This window comes from Acinetobacter rathckeae, assembly GCF_015627125.1.
Taxonomy (GTDB): domain Bacteria; phylum Pseudomonadota; class Gammaproteobacteria; order Pseudomonadales; family Moraxellaceae; genus Acinetobacter; species Acinetobacter rathckeae.
The window spans coordinates 200,972-225,657 of the sequence record NZ_VTDO01000002.1 but is presented as its reverse complement, the minus strand read 5'-3'; the positions used below and the strand labels follow the sequence as shown (position 1 = coordinate 225,657).

The window sequence follows — 24,686 nt, the reverse complement described above, 5'->3', positions numbered from 1 at the left end:
ACGCATCCTTGAGATGCGTTTTTTATGATCTATTAAATTTATTTTAGTTCAATGTTTTGCTGAGCAGCTAGTTTTTGCTGCACAGATTCGCTAAAGCCTTGCCCAACCTCAGCACCCATTTTACCTAATACAGACTCTAATGGGCTATATTCTACGGTGTAGTTCACTGCTTTATCTAAATCCAGCTTACGCCTAAGGGTGGTCATATTACCTGCCTGATCTGCTAGACCAAGATGAATTGCTTGCTCACCCGTCCAAAATAATCCAGAAAAAATCTTTGGATCTGCATTTTTCAAACGATCGCCTCGACCTTGTTTCACCGCATCAATAAAGTGTGCATGTACATTATCTAACACCGACTGAATATGCTCTTTTTGAAATGCATTAATTGGTTTAGTCATGCTTAAAATATCTTTATTTTCACCAGAGGTCATGGTTCGGTCTTCAACACCCAGTTTTTGTGCTAAACCACTGACACCATAATTCGGCATAATCACACCAATCGACCCGACTAAACTAGATGGATTAACCCAAATTTCATTGGCTGCCGATGCAATATAATATGCACCCGAAGCACCCATATCACCAATCACAGCATATACTTTCTTATTCGGGTACTTTTGTTCTAGGTATCTAATTTCTTGCCAAATATTATCTGACTCTACAGGTGAGCCACCAGGTGAATTAATATTGAGTGCAATGGCTTTACTATTTTTTGCTTCAAAGGCTTGTCTTAATGCTTTAATGGTATCGTGACTGTTTACATCTTTGCTAGATGCACTAATCGTACCGTTTATATCAACAACAGCCAAATGACTTACACTAGATGCTTTTTCAGTATGACTACTACTGACAGAACACCCTTTAAATAGACCAAACAACACCAGTAAAGTCACTGCAAAGGAAAGGCATTTAAAAAAGATTGACCAACGTCTCGCACGGCGTTGTTCTTGTATCGAAAAAAGTACCACTTCTTCTAACAACTTCCACTCATTACTCTTGTTTGGGTTTGACTCTTGAGGTCCTGAATTATTTGGTTTTGGTGGCCAATCAGACATACATTGTATCCAAATCATTAAAAATTATTTTATTATATACGCTTAGCGTACCAATATTGTGTAAATTCAATCTTTTCCACTATAATCCACAACACTTTAAAAACATAACATAGTGCCCACAACATTACATGCCTAATTTTCGCTTAAACACGCAATCTATAATGTATCGTATGCTAAATTTCATTAGTAAACAACCGCTACGATTAACCCGTGTTTTTGCACGTCTGCTTGCACTCATCACCTACCGAACATCACTTGCCAAAGTAGCTCAAGTGGTGAGTTTAAATATTCATATTGCACTGTCAGAACGTACAGCTCAAGAAAAACAGGATATTATTAAAAAAGCCATTCAACATGAACTGACCTCATACTTTGAATTTTTCAACGTTTGGGGGGCAAGTAATGAAAAAAATCTACAGCGTATTCATCATATTGAAGGACAGCATTTATTTAAAGATGCTTTAGCCACACAAAAAGGCGTGATTTTAATTGTGCCTCATTTTGGCACTTGGGAAATCATGAATGCATGGTGTAGCCAATACACCAATATGACCATTATGTATAAGCCAATTAAAAATAAAGATGCCGATATTTTTGTACGTCGTGCCCGCAGTCGTGAAAATGCAACGCTTGTGCCTACAGATGAACGTGGTATTCGGCAAATTTTTAAAGCACTCAAAGGCGGTGGAACAACCGTGATTTTTCCCGACCACACACCACATACAGGCGGTGAAATGGTCGATTACTTTGGTGTGCCATTGGCATCGAGTCATTTAACAGCAAAACTGATTCAAAAAACCAAAGCAACAGCTCTTTTCTTGTATGCCATTCGCAGTAGCAATGCAGGGTTTGACTTATACATTCAAGCCATGCCAGATGAAATCTATGCGTGTAATGACAGCCAAGGTACAAAAATTATTCATCAGCAAATTGAAGCCCTCATTCAAAAGTACCCTGAACACTACCACTGGAGCTATAAACGCTTTAAAGCACATCCAAGGTTACATAATATTTATGATATTGCACCACATGATGCTTTATCAAAAGTAGAACAAGTTCGCTTAGAGAACCAATCACCACAATAACCACGGCTGATTGTTTCGGTAAAATTCAGTATTTACAACGCCATTATCTTGCACAGTCATCTCAATTGTACCCATTTTACTGGTCACAAGCAGCGGAATATTGAGTTGCTTTAAGCGCTCTTGAACTTGATTATGTGGATGACCATAACGGTTCATATAACCTGCTGAGGCAATAGCAAGTTTGGGGCGGTAATGCTGTAAAAAGTCTAAAGAGGAACTATATTTACTGCCATGATGCCCAAGTACCAACACATCAACCTTTAAACTTGGGTAAAGTGCCATGAGTTGACGTTCAGCCAAATCTCCTGCATCTCCCATGATTAAAATATGCTGTGGCAAACCTTGCTTAGGCTGATAAGTAACATACACCACACAAGAATACTCATTTGATGACGTTTCAACTTGAGCCAAGTCTTGTTCATTTGGCCATAAAATCTCTACACTTAGACCATTGACTACATAACGTTGTCCACGATGACAATAAGAAAATGGAATGTTTGGATTTAAAACATCAGGACGTTGATTACTGCTCACCGATTGAATTTGAATATTCTTTTGTAGTTGCTCAAATGCACCACTATGATCTATATCTAAATGTGTTAATAGCACTTGGTCTAATGCTGATACCCCTTTTTTCATTAAAAATGGCAGTAATAATGCTTTTGCTAAACTAAAACGCTTTTCATTAAAATGACCACCTGTATCAATCAACATACGCTGATCTGCTGTTTGCATAAAAATGGCTTGCCCTTGCCCTACATCTAACACGCTCAACGAAAAAGCATTCTTTTGCTGCGTTGGCAAAAACAGTATCACAATACATGGAATTAGATATAAACGTGGTATTACACCTCTTGGCAATAAAAGTAACAAAGCAATCACAGCCAGAATTAAAACCTTCCAACCTGTTAATGCATAATACTGCGGTTGCAAACCAAATGATTGTAAGTAAGACAACATAAAAACCAATACAGATAAAATATGGTCAACGATGCCAAAAAGCCATGTGCTAAGTGTAGGACTCAAGCCATACACACAGGCTGAAAATATATTTAATGGAACCACCAAAATACCAATCAATGGAATCGCAATCCAATTACTTAGTGGTGCTAACCACGACACCTGATGAAAAAACCATAAGGTGATTGGCGTTAATGCAATAAAAATATAAATCTGCGAATATAAAAACTGATACAAGGTCTGTTTTATTTTTTCTAGAATCGATATTGTTTCGGTATTACCCACTTTTTCATAAATCAAAAGAAGTACAAAACATGCCCCGTAAGACAACCAAAAAGCAGCCGATAAAACGCTTAATGGCTCTATAAGTAATAATATGCTTGCACTTAAAAGGATTAGCCTTGCAGCAGAAATACGGTATTTTAAAAATAAAAATACGGTCATTAATATCACGGTGATCAATGTACGAAGAGCAGGTATTTCAAAGCCAACAAAACCGCTATATAGCAATACTCCACTTAATAAGGGCAGAGATAAGACATATCTTTTAGGATATTTTAAATATAAATGAGGGAACAACCACACAATAACGTAATGACAAAGAATAGACAAAAGCATGGCAAATACTAAAACATGTGGGCCAGAGATTGCCAATAAATGCCGAATACCCAAGTCTTGAAACAACTGCTGTATGTCTGGTGAAATCAAGCTTTCATCAGCACTTAATAATGCTAAAATTAAGCCCGATTGTGAAAAGTATTGTTGTAAAATAAACTGCCGATAATCTAAACGCTTTTGTTGTAAAAATAGCTGTAGACGTTGCCATACATGTTGCTGTTTGAGTACAAATGGCTGATATTGAATTTGCGAGCCTAATACCGTGGGACTCACCGCTTCAAAAGATTGAATCTGCAACCGCCCCATCACCCCTTGCTGTAATGACCACTGTTCCTGATCAAAAGCATGTGGCACAGCATAACCATGTATCGGATAAACTGTACCTGTAACCCAATAATAATGACCAAGCTGAAAAGGGTTTTGTGGAAACTTCTTTTTAGATAAAGACACTTGCCATACTGTTGTGGCTTGTGATGATGGGTTAAAAACAACAATACGTTGCTGTATACTTTCAGGCTGTAACTCATCTATTTGCTGAATATAAACCAAAGCATGCACGTCTTGGGGCACTAAAACACGTTGAGCCAACTGCTTTGCTAAAGATGATTGAGCATGCCACACTGCTCCCAAAAATACCGCAATAGATAAAGCACACCATGTAGGCCAACGCTTTAAAACACGTGACTTAGGAACATACAGACCAAGCCAATACAAAAAAAATGTCATGGCAAACATACATATCGGCCATGCTATGCTTACAAATGCAATCGCATGTATACCAATACATGCATGCCCTAAAACCCATGCCAAAAATGCCACATAGAACATATTATTATGATTAACCCATACAGTATCTCATGCCATGACTGTCTTTAGAATATGTTCACGATGCTTAACCTGTCTGACTTAAGGATGATTTACCCAAAGGCCATCTTCCATATGCAACACACGATCTGCAGACTGTGCCAATGCCTCATCATGAGTCACAATTAACATCGCCATATTAAATTCATGACGTAACGCATTGAGTAGCTCAAAAATACCCGTTGCTGTTTTACGATCTAAGTTTCCTGTCGGTTCATCTGCTAGCATCACTTTAGGCTTTGTAACCAATGCACGAGCCAATGCCACACGCTGACGTTCCCCTCCCGACAACTCACCTGGTTTATGGGTTAAACGATGTGACAATCCGACACGCTCAAGTAAAAAAGTTGCATCAGATTTCACTTGGGCAAAGCTTGTACCCTGTCTAAGCATTAAAGGCATTGCTACATTTTCCAATGCTGTAAACTCAGGCAATAAATGATGAAATTGATACACAAAGCCCAAATGTTGGTTACGTAAGTACCCACGCTGTGTTTCATTGAGTGCATCAAAACGTGAGCCATTCAACTCCACCTCACCAGAGGTCGGTAAATCTAACCCACCCAACACGTGTAATAATGTACTTTTACCAGAACCACTCGCCCCGACAATTGCAACAAACTCACCGGCATGTACTTGCAAAGATAAATCTTTTAATACTTGAACGCTATTTTTGCCTTCATTAAATGTTTTAATGACATTTTTTGCTTCTAAAACTACACTACTCATAACGTAATGCCTCCGCAGGCTGTACTTTTGCTGCACGTAAAGCAGGGTAAATTGTTGCAAGGAAACTTAAGATAAATGAAACAGATACAATAAGCACTACATCTTGCCATTTCAAATATGAAGGTAAATAATTAATAAAATATGCATCAAATAAATGCCAACCCAAACGTGTATTCAAAAAGTCAACAATTTGACTGACACTGGTTGCCAAAATCACACCAATAATTGCACCTGCTAAAGTACCAACCACACCAATAATTGTGCCCTGTACCATAAAAATACGCGTAATGGTCGCAGGCGAAGCACCGAGCGTACGTAAAATTGCAATGTCTGATTTTTTATCCGTAACAACCATCACCAATGAAGACACAATATTAAAAGCCGCCACCAAAACAATTAAAAACAGCAATAAACTGACCATTGCTTTTTCCATTTGTATGGCACTAAATAAATTACCATGTGTGTACGTCCAATCAGAAGCATAAAAACCCACAGGTAAATCATGCAAAATATCTTGGCTGACTTGTGGTGCTAAAAATAAATTATCTAGCTTTAAACGAATCCCTTGTGCACCATCAGGCAAACGTAACAAGGTCGATGCATCATATAGATTGATATAGCCCATGCTAGAGTCAACTTCTGCACCAATACTAAAAATACCCACAATTTTAAATCGCTTAAAACGTGGTACAACACCTGCAGGTGATGGCGTTGCTTCGGGTAAAACCAAGGTCACACTATCATTTAAACCCAACCCTAAGGCATCAGTCAGTTGCTTACCAAGCACAATACCAAAGTCACCTTTTTGTAATGCATCTATGCTCCCTGCAACCATATGATTTTGAATAATAGATACATTTTTCTCATATTTAGGCTCAATACCAGACACCATAAGGCCTGAAACTTGCCCTTGAGCAGTAAGCATCCCTTGTAACTGTGTAAATGGTGCAACGCCTGTCACATGCTCATGTTTTGCAATATCTTCAGCCAGTTTTGGCCAATCGGTAATAATTTGCCCCGATGAAATGGTGGCTTGTGGCACCATACCCAACACACGTGTTTTCAACTCACGGTCAAATCCATTCATTACAGACAACACTGTAATTAGCACCGCAACGCCAAGCGTTAAACCAATCATAGAAGCCAATGCAATAAACGAAATAAAATGATTACTGCGTCTAGCACGGGTATATCTTAGACCGATATACAATGAGATGGGTTTGAACATAAGCTTTTTATTCCAATTTTTATAACATGATATACGTGTATAGCAGCAGCGATATTATATTGATTTCGCTTCAATTTAAACCGTAAAACAAAGACAAATGGTAAACAACTGTATCGCATAAGTGAGTAAAAAAACTAGATTGGCCTCACTTTACGTTTCTGACGTAAAATCGTTTGATCTAAGGCACTTGAAAACTCACGTTTATCTTTTTCACTCAGTGGTTTCGGACCACCTGTTTGCACTCCTGCCCCACGTAAAGTGTCCATGTAATCTCTTAAATGTAAGCGTGCTTTAATATTAGCAATGGTATAAATTTCACCACGTGGGTGAATTGCAACACCGCCTTTTTCAATCACTTCTGATGCCAGTGGAATATCTTGTGTAATTACAATATCATCTGCGGTCATTTGAGCCACAATTTCTTTGTCGGCTTGATCTGCACCACTCATCACTTGCAGTGATTTTATACGTACAGAAGGTGTAATACCCAAGGGTTGATTTGCGACAAAAATCACTTCAAGTTGATAGCGATCAGACGCTCTAAAAATAATATCACGGTATATTCTAGGTAATGCATCTGCATCAACCCACAATTTAAAATTTAGCACAGACAACCATCTTGAGTACAAATAAAATCTATTGTAGCAAACAACACTAGACTTCATGGCTTTGCTTTAATATTTGAGACTTCAATACCCACAAAGTGTATAAAAAAACACCATACAATCAACTAAACATGCCAACCACATATAAATAATCGCAAAATAGACTTGAAAAAGCCCCTGATCTACACGATAAAAGAACATAGAATCAATGTATGAAGTCTTAAATATGCAAAACAATAAACCAGAAATTATTGCCATCGAAGACCAGCAATTTGGTAGTCATGTCGAACACTGGAGTCTTCTTACTGAAAATCCAACTCAAACTGTACCACAGTGGCTAGGACAAGCACTGGACCAGCCAGATATGCCTATGGGTTTATGCCAACAAGAGTCAGAGATTGATCCTACAAGCTGGCTGATTCTTGGCCCTAAAAATAGCATGATTCAGTCAGCACAAGTGATTGCTGTAGAAAACAATCAGCCCCGTGCCGTAAAAACTGCCTTTCCTACCCTGTCTAGCCCCTACAAAACGACAGCAACGATTGACCGTATCATCTGCTCACGTTCAGGTAGCCAAGCTGTTTTATCTCTAAATATTAATCACTCTACGCTGTATGCATTTGATAGCTTATATAGTGTCAACAAAAACCAATACCAAGCACAACAAAAATATGCGGTAGCACTGTCTGCATGGGCATATGCGCTAGAAGTAGTCGATGCAAATGAGCATATTGTGGTCGATGATCCTGCATCAATTAAACACCACAGAGCACTAAATGCCATTTTAGCAGCCAACGATGGTGTTGCACCTGATAACTTGCAAGAGCAAATTGATGCGTGGCAACCTCAAAGTGAGGAAGATAAAGCACCACTCAAAGTCGATTTTTCTAAAATGGTGGCCTATTTGCATGGCGAAACACTCGGCCAAGAAGATGAAGCATGGTTTCAAGGAAAAATTGTGGGAAAAAGTACCACAACGTTTAAAGAACAAAGCTATACCCTATACGATGTGACTATTTTGCTCGAAGATAATGCTGAGGCAACGCTCATTCGTGTCGCAACGCAACATTTAAATGACCAAAACTATCAAATTGGGCAATATATTCGTGGTAACGTGTGGATTATGGCGAATATTTACTCTACAATAAAGTAAAAATCATGGACATATAATAATTATTGTATGGCTTGGAACTGCTGAATGAAAATGATGCCCGAACAAATGACAACTCTCACAGAACAACAAACCCCAACAAAACTTAAAATAGATGCTGGGGCGGTTTGCTTCTTTTTACTCGGTATATTTATTGCAGCCTTTGCATTACACCACATTTTTACTGTTTAAAATGTGGTGTTGCAATACTCTATTGCTTAACGATGTGCCTGAGCAAATTTTTCCATAAATTGTACCAGTGCTTCTACTGCCTCTAAAGGCACAGCATTGTAAATACTTGCACGCATACCACCGACTGAACGATGCCCTGCCAAATTTAACAGATGGTTTTCTTCAGCTTGTTGTAAAAATAGCTTATCTAGACTGTCATTCACTAAAGTAAACGGTACGTTCATGAGTGAGCGGTTTTCTTTAGCAATTGGGTTATCATAAAAGTCACTTTGATCTATATAGTCATACAAGCATTTTGCTTTGGCTAAATTTTTCTCATGAATTGCAGCAACACCACCTTGCTCTAACAACCACTCAAAGACTAAACCTGCCAAATACCAAGAGTACGTCGCAGGCGTATTGAGCATAGACTGATTGTCTGCTTGATTGGCATATTTAAGTAAAGATGGTATTTCAGGTTTTGCTTGATCGAGTAAATCATCACGAACAATCACAATGGTTAAACCTGCAGGGCCAATATTTTTTTGTGCTCCCGCATAAATTAAACCAAACTTAGACACATCAATCGGTGCTGATAAAATACTTGATGATAAATCTGCAACCAATGGTGCTTTGGTTTGTGGAATATCTTTAAACTGTAAACCACCGATGGTTTCATTTTCACAGTAATGCACATAGCTTGCATCTTCTGAAAAATTCCAATCTTGGCTTGAAGAAATACCTGTTTTACCATCTACTTGAACTGTGGCATCAATCACGTTCACTTCGCCATAACGTTTGGCTTCCTTAATGGCTTTGTCCGACCAAATACCTGTTTTTATATAATCTGCTTTGGCATTTTTACCAAAAAAATTTAAAGGAATGGCTGAAAACTGTAAAGTTGCACCACCTTGTAAAAATAAAACTTTGTAATTTGCAGGAATATTTAATAATTGACGTAAATCTGCTTCTGCTTTGTCTGCAACAGCCACATATGCTTTACTACGATGGCTCATTTCCATAATGGAAACACCTGTACCCTGCCAATCTAAAAGTTCACGCTGTGCTTTTTCTAATACAGCAGTAGGCAGTGCAGCAGGTCCTGCACAGAAATTATATGCGCGCATCATATTTCCTTTAATTTAGGCATCAATGAGAAAACTACAGCCTGCATTTAATCATAGATTAAAACAACGTGCAGTAATAAAAATCAACAAGCAACCATTGTTTCATCATCATCTTAATGAACGAACAATGGTCGCTTATTACATCAACAAAAATCTGCTAAATTAGCGGTAATATTCAAGCAACGTTTCTTGTGAGTTGTGTATCACCTCACCCTCTTGTGGTTTGACACGCACCCAAGAACCATCACTGTTCAACTCCCAAGCACGTTGGTTGTCTTTTAAGTAATTGATAAAACCTTGTTGATAAATCACTTTACGTAATGCAGAGTCTTCTATTGGGAAGCATGCTTCAACACGATTAAATAAGTTACGGTTCATCCAGTCTGCACTTGAACAATAAATACGTGATTGACCATCATTGCTAAAATAAAAGACACGAGTATGTTCTAAGAAACGCCCAACAATAGAGCGAACTTTAATGTTTTCAGACAAGCCTGGTAACCCTGGGCGTAAACAACAAATAGAACGGATAATTAAATCAATTTTCACGCCAGCCGTAGATGCTTCATAGAGCTTATTAATAAGTTGTACTTCTGTTAAAGCATTCACTTTAATAATAATATGTGCTTCTTTTCCTGCCTTAGCATGGGCAATTTCATCATCTATACACGTGAGTAAATGACTATGCAAAGTAAATGGTGCATGGTAAAGCTTTTTCAGTTTCGCCATTTTTCCCATACCCGTAAGCTCTTGGAAAATACGGTGAACATCTTCACATAACTCTTTGCCTGTGGTGAGTAAACCGTAGTCTGTATACATACGGGCGTTACCCGCATGATAGTTACCTGTACCTAAATGGGCGTAACGTACCAATTTATTATTTTCACGGCGTACCACCAAAATCATTTTGGCATGCGTTTTATAGCCCACAATACCATACACCACCACAGCCCCTGCTTCTTGCAACACATTGGCAACGGCAATATTTGACTCTTCATCAAAACGTGCACGTAGCTCAATCACAGCAGTGACTTCTTTACCATTTCGGGCAGCTTCGGCAAGCACCTGTACAATTTCTGAGTCTGGACCACTACGGTACAGCGTTTGTTTAATGGCAAGGACTTGAGGGTCTCTTGCCGCTTCACGTAATAAAGTAATCACAGGAGCAAAAGATTCAAATGGGTGGTGCAGTAAAATATCTTGCTTTTTCATAGCTGCAAAAATACTTTCTGACTTTTTCAGTACTTTTGGAATCGCAGGTGTGAATGAATCATATTTCAAATGTGGGCGTTTAAAGCTAGAAACTAAACGTGCCAAATTGACAGGGCCATCTACTTTATATAACTGCTCAGCCGATAACTCAAACTCATTGAGTAAGTATTCATAGATATGTTTCGGGCAACCTTGAGTGACTTCTAAACGTACTGCACGGCCAAAACGTCTTGAGCTTAACTCGCCTTTTAAGGCAATCGCAAGATCTTCAACATCTTCATTGAGCTCTAAATCTGCATTACGTGTCACCCTAAATTGATATGAGCCTGTGGCTGTCATACCTGGGAATAAATCAGACACATGCTCATGAATAATTGCCGAGAGCATGACATGATGCTCTTTACCATCTGTAAGTTCATCCGGCAGACGAACAACGCGAGGCAGTGAACGTGGTGCAGGTACAACGGCTAAGTCAATTTGACGACCAAAAGCATCTTTACCATCTAAGGTCACAATAAAGTTTAAACTTTTATTGACTAAACGAGGGAATGGATGTGCAGGGTCTAGGCTGATTGGTGTGAGTACCGGTGCGACTTGCTCTTGGAAGTATTTTTTTATCCAAACTGACTGTGCAGGGGTAAGTTCACCACGGCGTAAAAAGCAAATGTCTTCATGTGCCAATTTTGGTAAGATTTCTTGGTTTAAAATACGGTACTGACGTTCAACCGCTTCATGTGCTGTTTTAGAAATTTGTTCGAGGACTTGTTTAGGGGTTAAACCATCAGGCGTATGGCTTTCATTACCTAGGGTCAGCTCTTCCATGACCCCTGCAACACGAATCTCGAAAAATTCATCTAAGTTGCGTGAAAAAATAAGTAAAAAGTTTAAACGTTCTAATAACGGGTGAGATGGGTCAACTGCCTGCTCTAGTACACGTAAATGAAAGTCTAAAATAGACAACTCACGATTAATATAACGTGCGTTATATGCATAATCGGGTGCAATTGAATTAATCTGCTGACCTGTGGTTAATACATTTTCTTCAGTACTCATACAGCCTTCCATCTTAAGCCTTTTTTAATTTATCCCACAGTATGAATGATATTTATGGCATTTTGATAAAATAATGCTTAAAAGACATTCAAACTCTATATTTATTTTATGGGATTTGACTATAAGTCATATATTTTGCAATAAATCGTTGTCTAAACAAAAATTTAGCATCTTTTTTATGAGTTTGATAGTACTTTGGATTTGGTAATAATGCCGCCAAAAACATCGCTTGTTGTGTGCTTAAATGTCGACTACTACAGTGAAAATAATGCCTTGATGCTGCTTCAATACCATAGATGCCTCGACCAAATTCTACTGAGTTTAAATACACTTCTAAAATACGTTGTTTAGACCACATACTTTCCATTGCAACGGTAATCACTGCCTCTTGTGCTTTACGAATATAACTGCGCTGATTATATAAAAATAAGTTCTTTGCCAGTTGCTGAGTAATGGTCGAACCACCTGCCACCACTTCACCATTCTTTTCATTTCTAGCCAAAGCACCTTGTAAACCATTCCAATCAAAACCATGATGTTGAGTAAACTTGCCATCTTCTGAAGCAATCACTGCTTTTTTAATGGCTGTACCCATGTGGTCATAGCTCACCCACTGATGCTGAATCTCTAAATCATCATCTTGCAACAATGCAATACGCATAAACATGGTGGTTTCTACAGGGTGGCTTTTCCACCAATACAAACTCGAGATCACCCATATTTGCACTAATAACAATAAAGCCAATACAATAAAAACAAAACGTGCAAATATTACTCTAATCAATCCCAATTTCTCCTAGTACCCCCACTTCTGCTAAGCTGATCATATTCGGTCTTAGCAAAATACAGTACTTAAACATGCAACAGCCTTTATTTTATCAAAGCAAGCTTAATATTCATTTATGGTGGCTAAGTGCTGTCATTATTATTGTGAATGTATTGCTGTATTTGTACCAAATTAGTCACGGTGTAGACAGTGCAGACCCAAGCTTACTTGATGCCATAAAGTGGGGTGCAGACTACCCGCCTTTAACTGTGCTGTTACATCCCCAAAGGCTTGTGACTGCCATGTTTTTTCATTTTGGCTTTATACACTTGGCTTTAAATATGTGGTCACTGTATATTTTTGGACAAGTGGCTGAGCAGATTTATGGTCGTGTGTATTTTTGCATCATTTATTTTTTTTCTGGCATTTTTGGCAATCTGCTCACAGATATACTGAGTATTCATGACAGTGGGATTGCCATTGCTACACAACATTTTTCAAGTGAACTTTTACCGCATGTTGGTGCAGGTGCATCTGGTGCGGTAATGGGTTTAGGCGGTGCACTAACCGTATTGGCTTATTTACCACAGCATGCCTCTTACCCATTTATTTTAAGTAAAAAATCTTTAATCAGTATCATGCTTTTAAATTTAGCCATAGGTATTTTAACACCCAATATTAACAACACAGCACACATGGCTGGCTTTGCTATGGGAGCATTGCTTACTGTTATTTGGTATATGAGCAAACAAAAATGGAATCTTGTTACTGCACAATGTCTTGCTTTTGTCATCGCTTTAGCCGTATGTACAAGTCTGTATTTTTATTGCGTATATTACAGTCACTCTGTGATTGACCTGTGGCAAGCGTTGTTGTCTGCCAATGGCTTTCATTAGGTTACAGTTTTAGAAAAAAATAGAACCAACTGAATATCATTTTATTAAATAAAAACAACTTAGGCTATTTTAGTGGCATGATGAAATATACACCATGCCACTGAATGTTAATCAATATGTCTTAAACTTTGCAGTGGTGCAATGTCTGATAAATAACTTAACCGATAACGCCCAATGACCGCACATAATAGCGTCATGGCAATCGGTAAAGTGAGCCATAATGCTATATGTAGCTGTGGCGTTAAACCCATTTGTCGACTGGCAATAAAACCAATCAGCTCAGCAAAGACACACGCTGTAACCCCCGAGCTTAAACCAATCAATGCAAACTCAAACGTCATCATACGGCGAATATTGGCCTTCGTACTGCCAAACGCACGCCATAGTGCCACCTCTTTTTTACGTTCTTCAAGTAAAATATTAATACATGCCATCAACACTAAAAAGCCAGATAAAGCCACCAAAAATGCCAAAACTGTCATGATTTTTACCATCACATTCATGAGTTGTTTTACCTGATCTAAAATCAGACTAATATCTACAAAAACCGTGGTGCTATAGTGCTGAATCAGCGATAACAACTGTGACTTATCTGCATCGGGTACAAAAAAACTACCTAAATAACTGCCTGCATTGCTATCAAAACTCTTGGGTGAAAAAATGAAATAAAAGTTTGGGCTAAAACTTTGCCATTGCACTGAACGAATATTAGTCACTTTAGCTGTCACTTGTCCTTCAGGTAAACTAAATGTCAGTGCATCGCCCACTTGAATATTTAGCTTTTTGGCAACATCTTGTTCTACAGACACTTCATTGGCTTGTTTAAATATCGCATCACCCTGAAGGATTTTATTATCTGCAGGATACTGCTGTGCCTGTGTAAGGTTCAGTTCTCGTTGTAAGCTTTCATTACGGCGTATGTCTTGCTCAGAAAAATCTTGGCCATTTTTTGCAATCAGTCGGCCACGAATGTTTGGATATAAAGCCGTGTGTGACCAGACTTTACGCTGTAAATCTTGTACAAAATCGGGCTGGTCTGTAGGTGGTAAACCATATACAAACTGGTTTGGTGTATTGGCTGGTAACTCCGCCTGCCAACGAGACAATACATCGGCACGTAGTACAATCAAAACCGCAATCAAACTCAGCCCCAAAGACAATGCCGTGACTTGCAAAGCACTGTACTGAGCTGTCCTCACATACATTGACCACGTATTCTTTAGCTGTTTAATGCCTTTAAAAAGTAGCCATAGCACAGCATACATCACTACAGCGAGTACACTTATCGCCACGAGCACTTGTAAGGTCAGTGCAATGCCTCGTGTTAAAACAATGCCTAAAATAGCAAGACTTAAAAAACCCGTACAGGCTGTGACCACTGAATACAGACTCAATGATGGTATAGCACGTAATACCCGTATAGGGGGTGTGGTTAAAAGCTGATAAATTTTAGGGAAAACAAAACCAATGAGCACTAGACCACTGGTTAAAAAAGCGATCGGGATTGCCTCTATTAGTACACTACCCCACGCAATATCTACACTGACTTGTGGAATAAACTGAAGCATCAACTGTAATAACGCATAGCCTAAACTTATCCCTAAGGCACTGCCAATACATGCCGAGCCAAACATCACTAAGCCCATTAATTCACAAAAAGCCATGAAGAGGTTTTTTTTACTCGCACCCATGCAACGCATTAAGGCAATGTAATCTTGATTTTGCTGTACATAACGCTGGGCACTTAAAGCAATCGCAAGACCACACAGTAACACTGTCAGCAAGTTACTCAGTTGTAAAAACTTCTCTAAATTTTCAATGGGTTTAAGCAGTCGTGAATTACTATTTTTAGCATCTCTTAATTTGACTGCACCAATGTCATCAGGACGCAGTGCTGTGACTGCTTTTTGCTGACTATTAAACCATTGTTGATAATGATCTAAGGGCATAGCTTGTGCAGAAGACAGTAACAAGCGGTAATCTATTCGGCTACCTGGTTGAATGGCTTTGGTCTGTGCAATATCGTGTTGATTAATCAATACCAAAGGTGAAAATGCGCTAAAGCCGGTTTCTTGGTTGGTATCTTTTTCAATCACTGCGCTAAAACGTAATTTTGCATCGGCAATATTGACCATGGCACCTAATTTTACGCCCAGTAAATCTTTTGCTCGTGGGCTGAGCCATACCTCACCTTGTGGCACGGTTTTATGTGTTGCTGGGTTTGCCACCAATTGCCCTCGCAAAGGAAAGTTTTCGGCCACTGCTTTAACCAATACCATAACAAACTGCTGATCTGTACTGGCCATGGTACTAAATACAGTCACTTGTGACTGCATTAATCCTTGTGCTGTGGCTTGTTCAATGTACTTTTTATCGAGTGGCTGATTACTGGTCAGGACAATATCTGCCGCCAATAAGTCTGCTGCTTGTAAATGAATGGCACGTTTAACTTGATCGCTAGCAAGGTTTAATGCAGTGGTGGCACAAATCGCCAAACTTAATGCCACCATTAACAGCCAACTGCTTTGACTACGAAAGCTTTGTTGCAATAATGGTTTAATCAAATGATTCATTCAGCCACCTCACTTTGAAAGGGCTTAAGCACGCCTTCATGCAAGACATAATGCGTTTGACAACGTTTTGCTAACTCTAAATGATGGGTCACTAAAATAAGCGTCACACCTAGATCTTTATTTAAATCAAATAATAATTTTTCAATATCTTGAGCAGTGTGTTCATCTAAATTACCTGTTGGTTCATCTGCAAAAATAATTTTAGGTGATGTAATCAGGGCACGAGCAATGGCAACACGTTGCTGCTCCCCCCCTGAAAGTACTTTAGGGGTTTGATCCTTTTGTTTAAGCAAGCCTACTTGTTCAAGTAATTGCACCGCTTTTTCTTCTGCCTTTGCATAATTAAAATTTGGACTTAAACGCAGTGGAAGCATGACATTTTCAAGGGCTGTTAAATGTGGTAACAACTGAAATGACTGAAAAACAAAACCAATTGACTGTTGTCTTAAATAAGCACGTTGCTCTTCATTCAATGTATGTGCTGCCTCTCCACACACCCAAAGCTCTCCTTCACTGGCCTGATCTAGTGTTGCTAAAATACCCAGTAAAGTTGATTTTCCCGAGCCTGAACGCCCCGTAATCGCAACTTGTTCACCTTGTAAAATATCTACATGAATAGATTGCAATAATGTAACATCTTGATGATCTCGTTTAATTTTATGTGAGAGATGCTTCGCTGAAATGATAACTTGTGCCATGATTCACCACCGACTGACTAAAAAGGACGACCTACACATGCTGAAGGCAAAAAACTATATTAAACAACTTGCTGCAAGCAGTTTCATCAGTTTTGTTGTTTTATTGCCATTACAACATGCAATGGCCGCTAAAATTTTAGTACTCGGCGACAGTTTAAGTGCAGGTTACGGTATTGATGTACAAAAGGGTTGGGTCAATTTATTGCAACAACATCTTGAGCAAAAATCACCGAAACAACATCAAGTGATTAATGCCAGTGTCAGTGGTGAAACCACAGCAGGAGCTTTGGCACGACTACCAAAACTATTACAACAGTATAAACCGAATGTTATGCTACTCGAACTCGGTGGTAACGACGGTTTAAGAGGACAACCACCGCTCAGCATTCAACGCAACTTAGAAAAAATGATTCAACTTGCCCAACAAAATGGCAGTAAAGTTGTACTATTTGGCATGAAAATCCCACCAAATTATGGTGGTGCATACACCAAAGCATTTGAGCAAAATTATACAGTGATGAGCCAAAAATATAATCTACCTCTTGTGCCTTTCTTTTTACAAGGCGTTGCCGGAAATAATGGGCTCATGCAAGCAGACCTCATTCACCCCAATGAAAAAGCACAAAAACTATTACTCAATAACGCATTACCATACATTAAAGGCGCTTTATAAGCGCCTTTAGTTCAATATTCAATTCGATTTTAGAAATCAAAAAACTCAACTTCACCTGTTTCTAATGAATACTCTGCACCCACAATTTTAAGCTTACCTTGTTCAATCAATTGCTCAAGTACAGCAGAACCATGACGCAACTGATTTACAGATGCAAATACATTTGAACGTACAGCATGTTCACATAATTTATTCAGGTCATCTTTCAGCTCGGTTTGCATTAAAATTTCCACCGATGGGCGCACACGACTCACAATCGACATTAAGTTATTTGATGTGCCATGATCTGGGTTACGCAATGTTTCAATGGTGGCTTTCACAGCACCACAGTGACTATGACCTAAAACCACCACCACAGCACAGTCATAGCTTGCCGCTGCAAACTCAACGCTACCCACTTGAGAAGGTGCAACAATATTACCTGCCACACGAATCACAAATAAATCACCTAAGCCTTGGTCAAATACAATTTCAGCAGGCACACGAGAGTCAGAACAGCCAAGTACAATCGCAAATGGGTTTTGGTCTGCGGTGAGTGATGAGCGCTGCTCTTGTGAGATAAGATGAGGAATCGATGATTCACCATTTACAAAGCGTTGATTTCCTTGTTTTAAACGATCTAAAGCTTCTTGTGAAGTCAACATAATCCTACCCTATGTATAATGTATGCTAGGCATTTTATGATTCAAAACATCTCTTGTCATTGACAAAAATGATCTAGGCTCATGAAAGCCTAAACAAACACAGTATTTTTTAGCATGAAAGCGATATCATAACTGGTGCAAGTATCAAAAAGAACGTTATAATTTCGTGAAAATACTGACTAGAATCAAGGCAAAAATGACAAGTCATACACAGAAGCACCCTCTTATTGAGCAACTCATAGAACAACATATTGCCTTTATAGAACAGCAGTTATTAGATACAAAATACCTACAACAAGAAAGTGCATTACTGTGCGATTGGCTAGAAAATAAATCACTGGCAGACTTTGTAAGCTTGGAACAAGTACAGCTATTTTTTGGTGATTTACTCATTCATAGAGACATACCACACAATACACTCACACAAGTTGGCATGCATTTAAGTCAAGCACTCACCCACCCCATCAATCAAAACACCACGATTGCGCAGGTGATTAACCCGCTACATGTCGATGCCCTTGCACAATACACTGCCAGTAAAACCACACAGCGTCAGTATTTCATTGCTCAAATGACCAAACACCCTGCATTTGCCCATATTTCAACACAACTCATTCAAGACGTGCTCAATGATTATTTTCAAAGCCATGTCACAGAAAAAAATGGCCATGTCAGTCGTTTTATGAAAATCGGCAAATCTATGCTAGAAAATGTGACTGATCTCAACTTATCTCAAGCCATACAACAATATTTAGAAAAAAATGTCTCTAAATTGGCAGTGCTTGCTGAAAAACTTCTCAATCAACAACTCAGTGACGACAATGTCTATCAACTTCATGTACAGCTTTGGCATGAGCGAAAAAATACCCCACTGTCCAATGTACAGCACTATATTGACCCAAACGACCTCACACAGACCATACCACTATTGCATCAGTTTTGGGATCATTTTAGACGCAGTGAGTTTTTTGCACAGCAACTGCAATACAACCTTGAAATTTGGTACGCCAAGCAAAAACATCAAGGTGTTTTAGACTTATTAGATGCTATAGGTACATCAAAAAATCAACTGGTAACGCAGTTACAACAACATGCATCAAGCCTTTTAGAGAAATTTATTGCTGATGGTGAATTAAAGAAACGTTTACAACCACAATTGCAAGCTTTTTACTACAGCCCGAGTACATTAGAGCTACTTCAAAAGCTATAAAAAAAGCGTGCCATCAAGCACGCTCATCATCACCTTCGAAACTTATTTATAATAAGCACCTTCAGATTGGCTGTGGTCAGTTTCATCAATAACACGCTTTAGCTCAGGAATATGTTCTTGCAATGTCGTTTCTACGCCTTGCTTAAGCGTCACATCAATTGCCGAACACCCTTGGCAACCACCACCGAATTTAAGTACTGCGGTAAGACCATGTGTTTCATCCTCTACAACTGCGACTAAACTACAGTTACCGCCGTGACTTGCAAGCCCCGGGTTGATTTCTGCTTGCAATATATAGGTAATACGTTCTTCCATAGATGCATCTGCACCCACACGAGGAACTTTAGAGTTTGGAGCTCTAAAAGTCAGCTGACCACCAAAACGGTCTTTATTGTAATCAATCACCGCATCTTTTAAATAAGGGATGGATGGTGCATCGATATATGCAGGGAAATCGGCATAATCTTGTTTATAGTCTGATGCAACCACTTCATCTGGTGCACTATATGCCATACAGCACTCAGCACGTGGTGTTCCTGCATGTTCAACAAATACTCTCACACCAATACCCGGTGTACCTTGTTTTGCCAATAACTCAGCCAAATACTCTTGTGCCGATGGCGTAATGAGTAAGTTTGGGAGTTCTTGAGTTTCTGCATCGGCAGTGCTGACATTTTGTGTAGACATATCCATTTTCCTCAACATCAATACGCTATCTTAACTTAAATCGTGTGTAATAGATAAAATTCAAGCCGTCATTTTTTATGTTTTATATCTTTTTCCATCGAGATGATTTTATGTCATCATAAACGTCCATCAAAATCATGAATTATATTATGCTAAATTTACCCTTTAATCATAGTATTACCATCATCATTATCACTGTGGTGATTTCATTGATTGCTTTTTCTAACCAAAAAGCCATGAATCGACTTATTTTTTGGCCACCTGCGATACAAAAAGGGCAATTTGACCGTTTTATCAGCTATGGTTTTGTGCATGCAGATGGTATGTACCTACTATTTAATATGATTACCCTATTCTTTTTTGGCAGTGTGATTGAAAGTTTTTACCGCCAATATTTATTTAATATGGGTTTTGTCCTATTTTATATGGGAGCGTTAATTTTTTCTATTTTACCAAGCTATTTAAAGCATAAAAATGATTTTCAATGGGCATCTCTTGGTGCATCAGGTGCAGTATCTGCGGTGTTATTTTCTTATATTTTATTTAAGCCATGGAGCTTAATTTTTGTGTTTTTTGTACCTGTACCTGCCATTATTTTTGCATTATTGTATGTCGGCTATAGTATTTGGGCAGATAAGAAAAATAGAGGCAATACCAATCATAGTGCCCATCTTTGGGGGGCTGCTTATGGCGTTGTTGTGACGATTTTAGTTGAACCACAAATTGTGCCACACTTTGTAGCACAGCTTAGCCAAGTGCCATTTTTGTAAGCTAAAATAATCCATAAAAAAAGCACGTATTCAACGTGCTTTTTTTATCTTACAACAAAACTTAGTTTACAAATTTACGTGCATTACGGAACATACGTAACCATGCACCATCATTATCCCAAGACTCTGGTGACCAAGAGTGTTGGATCGCACGGAAGTTACGCTCAGGGTGTGGCATCATAATTGTTGCACGACCATCTTCAGACGTTACCCCAGCAATCGCTTGCGGTGAACCATTCGGGTTCATTGGATAGTGCTGTGTTGCCTGCCCATGACTGTCTACATAACGTAAAATCACTTGGTCATTGCTATTTAACTGGGCCAGATGTGCATCAGTCGTTACTACACGCCCTTCACCATGTGCGACAGCAATTGGTAAAATTGAACCTTGCATATCTTGTAGCAATACAGAGTTTGACTTTTCAATCGCCACATTCACACTACGTGCTTCAAACACTTCACTGGTGTTACGGTGGAAACGTGGCCATGCCTCAGCACCCGGAATAAGAGGTGCAAGTTGTGACAACATTTGACAACCATTACAAATACCTAAGCTGAATGTTTCTTTACGAGTAAAGAATCGCTCGAACTGGTCACGTAACTTGTCATTAAATAATACAGATTTTGCCCAACCGCCACCTGCACCAAGTACGTCACCATACGAGAAGCCACCACATGCCACTAAGCCTTCAAAGTCTTCTAGGCTCACTCGACCTGCGAGTAAATCACTCATGTGAACATCAATACTATTGAAGCCAACTTTATCAAAGGCAGCAGCCATTTCTACATGACCATTCACCCCTTGCTCACGCAAGATGGCCATATTTGGACGGCGTAAGTTTAAATATGGTGCTTCAATGTCTTCGTTTAGATCAAACGTTGGCTCGGCAATTAAACCTTTATGCGCTTGATCTGCAATTAATGCATACTCTTGATCTGCTGTTTCAGAGTTATCACGTAAACGTTGAATTTGGTGAGACACTTCTGACCATGCCTGTTGTAATTCAGTACGTGTAAGCGTTAAGCCATTTACAACCAATTGGTCGGTATTATTCACTGTACCTACCACAGATACTGCATCTTTCAATACGCTATCTGCAAGTTCGTGACTCAAAATATTCCAATTTGCTTGCGTTAATTGCACCACAGCACCAATTTCTTCAGCAAATAAGCTTTCAATGCTTTGCTGCTCTAACTTCACCCCAAGGCGTGAAGCAAACATCATTTCACTCACCGTTGCCAACAAACCACCATCACCAATATCATGGTAAGCATGAATTAAGCCACGTTGGTTCCAGTCTTGAATAAGTGCAAAGAATGCTTTTACATCGTCAAAGCTATCTACATCTGGTGCGGTTGTACCGAGTGCTTTATACACTTGCGTCAAAATAGACGCACCAATACGGTGTTGACCTTTAGAAAGATCTATACGAACCAACACACTTTCTTCAAGTGCTTTTAACTCAGGTGTTAGTGTTTTACGCACGTCAGATACAGGAGCAAATGCAGTAATCACTAAAGACATTGGAGAAGTGACAGATTTATCTACACCCTCATCTTGCCACGTGGTACGCATAGACAGTGAGTCTTTACCCACAGGAATTGCAATACCTAACGCAGGGCAAATGTCCATACCAATGGTTTTTACCGCTTCAAACAGGGCCTGATCTTCACCTGCTTGACCTGCAGCAGCCATCCAGTTAGCAGAAAGTTTCACATCACCTAGTTTTGCAATATCTGCAGATGCAATATTGGTCAGTGCCTCAGCTACTGCCAAACGTGCTGATGCTGCAGGGTTTAATAAGGCAACAGGTGGACGTTCACCCAAAGCCATGGCTTCACCAACATAACCTTGTAAGCTTGTTGTGGTCACTGCAGCATCTGCAACAGGCACTTGCCAACGACCCACCATTTGATCTCGTGCCACCATCCCCGTAATTGAACGGTCACCAATGGTGATTAAGAATGACTTAGATGCCACTGTTGGATTTTTCAATACACGGAAAATAGCATCTTTTAGATCAATTTTTGTGGTATCAAATGTTGTACCCTGACGTGGTTTAGTCTCATACGAGCGTTGCATACGTGGCGTACCACCAAGCAACACTTGCATTGGCATATCTACTGCATTATTTTCAAATAATGGATCTTCTACCGTTAAGTGACGTGCTTCAGTTGCTTCACCCAATACAGCAAACGGACAACGCTCACGCTCACAAATGGCTTCAAACTGTGCCAGACTTTCTGGGTGAATGGCCAACACATAACGCTCTTGTGCCTCATTTGACCAAATTTCCATCGGAGACATACCTGGCTCTAACGATGGAATTTTACGTAAGTTCAGTACTGCACCAAGCTCATGATCATTGACTAATTCAGGCATGGCATTTGATACACCGCCTGCACCAACATCATGTATCGATACAATTGGGTTCTCATTTTCTAAACGCCAGCAGGTATCAATCACTTCTTGGCAACGGCGTTCCATTTCTGGGTTTTCACGTTGTACTGAAGCAAAATCTAGGCTTTCACCCATTGTACCGCTATCTACAGATGAAGCCGCACCACCGCCCAAACCAATTAACATGGCAGGGCCACCGAGCACAATAAGTAAATCACCCGGTTGGATTGGATCTTTTTCTACATGGTCTGGGCGAATATTACCGTAACCACCTGCAAGCATAATTGGTTTATGGAAACCTTTAACGTCGCCATGTACTTCTTGCTCAAAAGTACGGAAATAACCATTTAAGTTTGGACGACCAAATTCGTTATTAAACGCAGCACCACCAAGTGGGCCTTCAATCATAATTTGTAGTGGCGATGCCATACGTGATGGCTTACCATACTTCACTTCCCATGGCTGTTCAAAACCAGGAATATTCAAGTTAGATACCGTAAAGCCTGTTAAGCCAGCTTTGGGCTTACCACCACGACCTGTTGCACCTTCATCACGAATTTCACCACCTGACCCTGTCGCAGCACCTGCAAATGGTGAAATGGCCGTTGGGTGGTTATGTGTTTCCACTTTCATTAAGATATGAGCAGCTTGGCTTTTATACTTATAGCTATAGTGGCCTTGTTCATCTTGTTTCGGATAAAAACGAACTGTGTCATGTCCTACAATCACTGATGCATTGTCTTTATATGCAGACAAAACATGATCTGGTGATTCTTTGTAAGTATTTTTAATCATTTTGAACAATGACAATGGTTGTTTTTCACCATCAATCGTCCATTCCGCATTAAAGATTTTATGACGGCAATGCTCAGAGTTAGCTTGAGCAAACATCATCAATTCAATGTCATTTGGATTACGTTGTAGCTTAGTGAACGCCTCAACCAAGTAGTCAATTTCTTCGTCTGACAATGCAAAACCAAAGCTTTGGTTTGCTTCCACCAAAGCAGATTTACCTTGGTTTAAAATATCAATGGTATTGAGTGGTTTTGGTTGTGTTTCAGTGAAAAGTGCTTTTGCATCATCAATTTGATCAAAAACATTTTCGGTCATGCGGTCATGTAATGCCAATTTAAGTTCTTGGCTAACCGATGAAATACCTTTAAGTGTATATAGCACACCACGTTCTATACGATGGATTGGTGTATTACAGTTTTTAAAAATATCGGTAGCTTTTGAAGACCACGGTGAAATTGTACCCACCCGAGGTGTAACGAGAATTTGAACTTCATCACTTACGGCTTGTGATAGCGTAAAACTCACACCATCGTTAAGCAAGCGTTGTGCTGCATGAAGTTCTTGCTCGTTGAGCGATTGATCGAACAGATAAACCCACTGGCTTTCTATAGATTGAACGGCACTAAAAGACGATAAGCGTGATAATAGTTGCGTTTTTTTGAAAGTAGAATGTGCTTTCGCACCGGCCACGATAAACATGTTGATTTTGGCTC

20 protein-coding genes are annotated in these 24,686 nt (G+C 39.4%); 7 read left to right on the top strand and 13 right to left on the bottom strand.

What is annotated here, in order from left to right; genetic code table 11:
• Positions 1 to 38: 38 nt before the first annotated feature.
• Positions 39 to 1,058: a signal peptide peptidase SppA gene (gene sppA / locus I2F31_RS04490; RefSeq protein WP_195773512.1), complete on the bottom strand. Its 1,020-nt coding sequence runs from the start codon at positions 1,056 to 1,058 to the stop codon at positions 39 to 41.
• A gap of 161 nt (positions 1,059 to 1,219) precedes the next feature.
• On the opposite strand from sppA, the gene I2F31_RS04485 reads away from it, so the two are divergent.
• Entirely contained in the window at positions 1,220 to 2,143 is a 924-nt protein-coding gene (locus tag I2F31_RS04485) for a lysophospholipid acyltransferase family protein (RefSeq protein ID WP_195773561.1), read from the top strand.
• Here the strand turns inward: I2F31_RS04485 and I2F31_RS04480 are convergent.
• From I2F31_RS04480 to I2F31_RS04465, 4 genes are all read right to left on the bottom strand, one after another.
• Complete coding sequence (locus tag I2F31_RS04480; protein WP_195773511.1) at positions 2,132 to 4,549, bottom strand: DNA internalization-related competence protein ComEC/Rec2; 2,418 nt, start codon at positions 4,547 to 4,549, stop codon at positions 2,132 to 2,134. The genes I2F31_RS04485 and I2F31_RS04480 overlap by 12 nt on opposite strands.
• Positions 4,550 to 4,627: 78 nt before the next feature.
• Positions 4,628 to 5,314: a lipoprotein-releasing ABC transporter ATP-binding protein LolD gene (gene lolD, locus I2F31_RS04475; protein ID WP_195773510.1), complete on the bottom strand. Its 687-nt coding sequence runs from the start codon at positions 5,312 to 5,314 to the stop codon at positions 4,628 to 4,630.
• Positions 5,307 to 6,542 (bottom strand): lipoprotein-releasing ABC transporter permease subunit, encoded by a 1,236-nt coding sequence (locus tag I2F31_RS04470; RefSeq protein WP_195768331.1) that lies wholly within the window; start codon positions 6,540 to 6,542, stop codon positions 5,307 to 5,309. Before I2F31_RS04470 ends, lolD begins: the two co-directional genes overlap by 8 nt.
• 134 nt (positions 6,543 to 6,676) lie before the next feature.
• Complete coding sequence (locus tag I2F31_RS04465) at positions 6,677 to 7,207, bottom strand: YaiI/YqxD family protein (protein ID WP_195768330.1); 531 nt, start codon at positions 7,205 to 7,207, stop codon at positions 6,677 to 6,679.
• 166 nt (positions 7,208 to 7,373) lie between these two features.
• On the opposite strand from I2F31_RS04465, the gene I2F31_RS04460 reads away from it, so the two are divergent.
• Together I2F31_RS04460 and I2F31_RS04455 are read left to right on the top strand one after the other, a co-directional pair.
• The gene (locus tag I2F31_RS04460; RefSeq protein WP_195768329.1) at positions 7,374 to 8,300 is read left to right on the top strand and encodes a hypothetical protein; all 927 of its coding nucleotides are present in this window, start codon (positions 7,374 to 7,376) and stop codon (positions 8,298 to 8,300) included.
• Positions 8,301 to 8,345: 45 nt separating this feature from the next.
• Positions 8,346 to 8,489, top strand: coding sequence for a hypothetical protein (locus I2F31_RS04455; protein WP_195768328.1), 144 nt, complete (start codon positions 8,346 to 8,348; stop codon positions 8,487 to 8,489).
• Positions 8,490 to 8,515: 26 nt separating this feature from the next.
• Here I2F31_RS04455 and serC read toward each other — a convergent pair whose 3' ends face one another.
• The 3 genes from serC to mtgA all read right to left on the bottom strand — a co-directional run bounded on the left by serC (position 8,516) and on the right by mtgA (position 12,641).
• Positions 8,516 to 9,595 (bottom strand): 3-phosphoserine/phosphohydroxythreonine transaminase, encoded by a 1,080-nt coding sequence (serC, locus tag I2F31_RS04450; protein ID WP_195768327.1) that lies wholly within the window; start codon positions 9,593 to 9,595, stop codon positions 8,516 to 8,518.
• A gap of 162 nt (positions 9,596 to 9,757) precedes the next feature.
• Positions 9,758 to 11,860, bottom strand: a complete 2,103-nt coding sequence (gene ppk1, locus I2F31_RS04445; RefSeq protein ID WP_195768326.1) for a polyphosphate kinase 1 — start codon at positions 11,858 to 11,860, stop codon at positions 9,758 to 9,760.
• A gap of 106 nt (positions 11,861 to 11,966) precedes the next feature.
• Complete coding sequence (gene mtgA, locus I2F31_RS04440; protein WP_195768543.1) at positions 11,967 to 12,641, bottom strand: monofunctional biosynthetic peptidoglycan transglycosylase; 675 nt, start codon at positions 12,639 to 12,641, stop codon at positions 11,967 to 11,969.
• Positions 12,642 to 12,718: 77 nt separating this feature from the next.
• Between mtgA and I2F31_RS04435 the strand changes: the two genes are divergently transcribed.
• Positions 12,719 to 13,522 (top strand): rhomboid family intramembrane serine protease, encoded by an 804-nt coding sequence (locus I2F31_RS04435; RefSeq protein ID WP_195768325.1) that lies wholly within the window; start codon positions 12,719 to 12,721, stop codon positions 13,520 to 13,522.
• A 107-nt stretch (positions 13,523 to 13,629) separates the two neighbouring features.
• Here the strand turns inward: I2F31_RS04435 and I2F31_RS04430 are convergent, their stop codons facing one another.
• Together I2F31_RS04430 and I2F31_RS04425 are read right to left on the bottom strand one after the other, a co-directional pair.
• Complete coding sequence (locus tag I2F31_RS04430) at positions 13,630 to 16,095, bottom strand: ABC transporter permease (protein WP_195773509.1); 2,466 nt, start codon at positions 16,093 to 16,095, stop codon at positions 13,630 to 13,632.
• Complete coding sequence (locus I2F31_RS04425) at positions 16,092 to 16,793, bottom strand: ABC transporter ATP-binding protein (protein WP_195768323.1); 702 nt, start codon at positions 16,791 to 16,793, stop codon at positions 16,092 to 16,094. The genes I2F31_RS04430 and I2F31_RS04425 overlap by 4 nt, the downstream gene beginning before the upstream one ends.
• Positions 16,794 to 16,833: 40 nt before the next feature.
• Between I2F31_RS04425 and I2F31_RS04420 the strand changes: the two genes are divergently transcribed.
• Positions 16,834 to 17,466, top strand: coding sequence for an arylesterase (locus I2F31_RS04420; protein WP_407647862.1), 633 nt, complete (start codon positions 16,834 to 16,836; stop codon positions 17,464 to 17,466).
• Positions 17,467 to 17,495: 29 nt separating this feature from the next.
• On the opposite strand, the gene I2F31_RS04415 is transcribed toward I2F31_RS04420, so the two are convergent.
• On the bottom strand, positions 17,496 to 18,110 hold the full coding sequence (locus I2F31_RS04415) for a carbonic anhydrase (RefSeq protein WP_195768321.1): 615 nt from the start codon (positions 18,108 to 18,110) through the stop codon (positions 17,496 to 17,498).
• 196 nt (positions 18,111 to 18,306) lie between these two features.
• On the opposite strand from I2F31_RS04415, the gene I2F31_RS04410 reads away from it, so the two are divergent.
• On the top strand, positions 18,307 to 19,320 hold the full coding sequence (locus tag I2F31_RS04410; RefSeq protein ID WP_195773508.1) for a hypothetical protein: 1,014 nt from the start codon (positions 18,307 to 18,309) through the stop codon (positions 19,318 to 19,320).
• A gap of 42 nt (positions 19,321 to 19,362) precedes the next feature.
• On the opposite strand, the gene nfuA is transcribed toward I2F31_RS04410, so the two are convergent.
• Entirely contained in the window at positions 19,363 to 20,007 is a 645-nt protein-coding gene (nfuA, locus tag I2F31_RS04405; RefSeq protein ID WP_195768319.1) for a Fe-S biogenesis protein NfuA, read from the bottom strand.
• 149 nt (positions 20,008 to 20,156) lie between these two features.
• Between nfuA and I2F31_RS04400 the strand changes: the two genes are divergently transcribed.
• On the top strand, positions 20,157 to 20,777 hold the full coding sequence (locus I2F31_RS04400) for a rhomboid family intramembrane serine protease (RefSeq protein WP_195768318.1): 621 nt from the start codon (positions 20,157 to 20,159) through the stop codon (positions 20,775 to 20,777).
• Positions 20,778 to 20,838: 61 nt separating this feature from the next.
• Here the strand turns inward: I2F31_RS04400 and purL are convergent, their stop codons facing one another.
• Complete coding sequence (purL, locus tag I2F31_RS04395; protein WP_195768317.1) at positions 20,839 to 24,672, bottom strand: phosphoribosylformylglycinamidine synthase; 3,834 nt, start codon at positions 24,670 to 24,672, stop codon at positions 20,839 to 20,841.
• Positions 24,673 to 24,686: the final 14 nt, after the last annotated feature.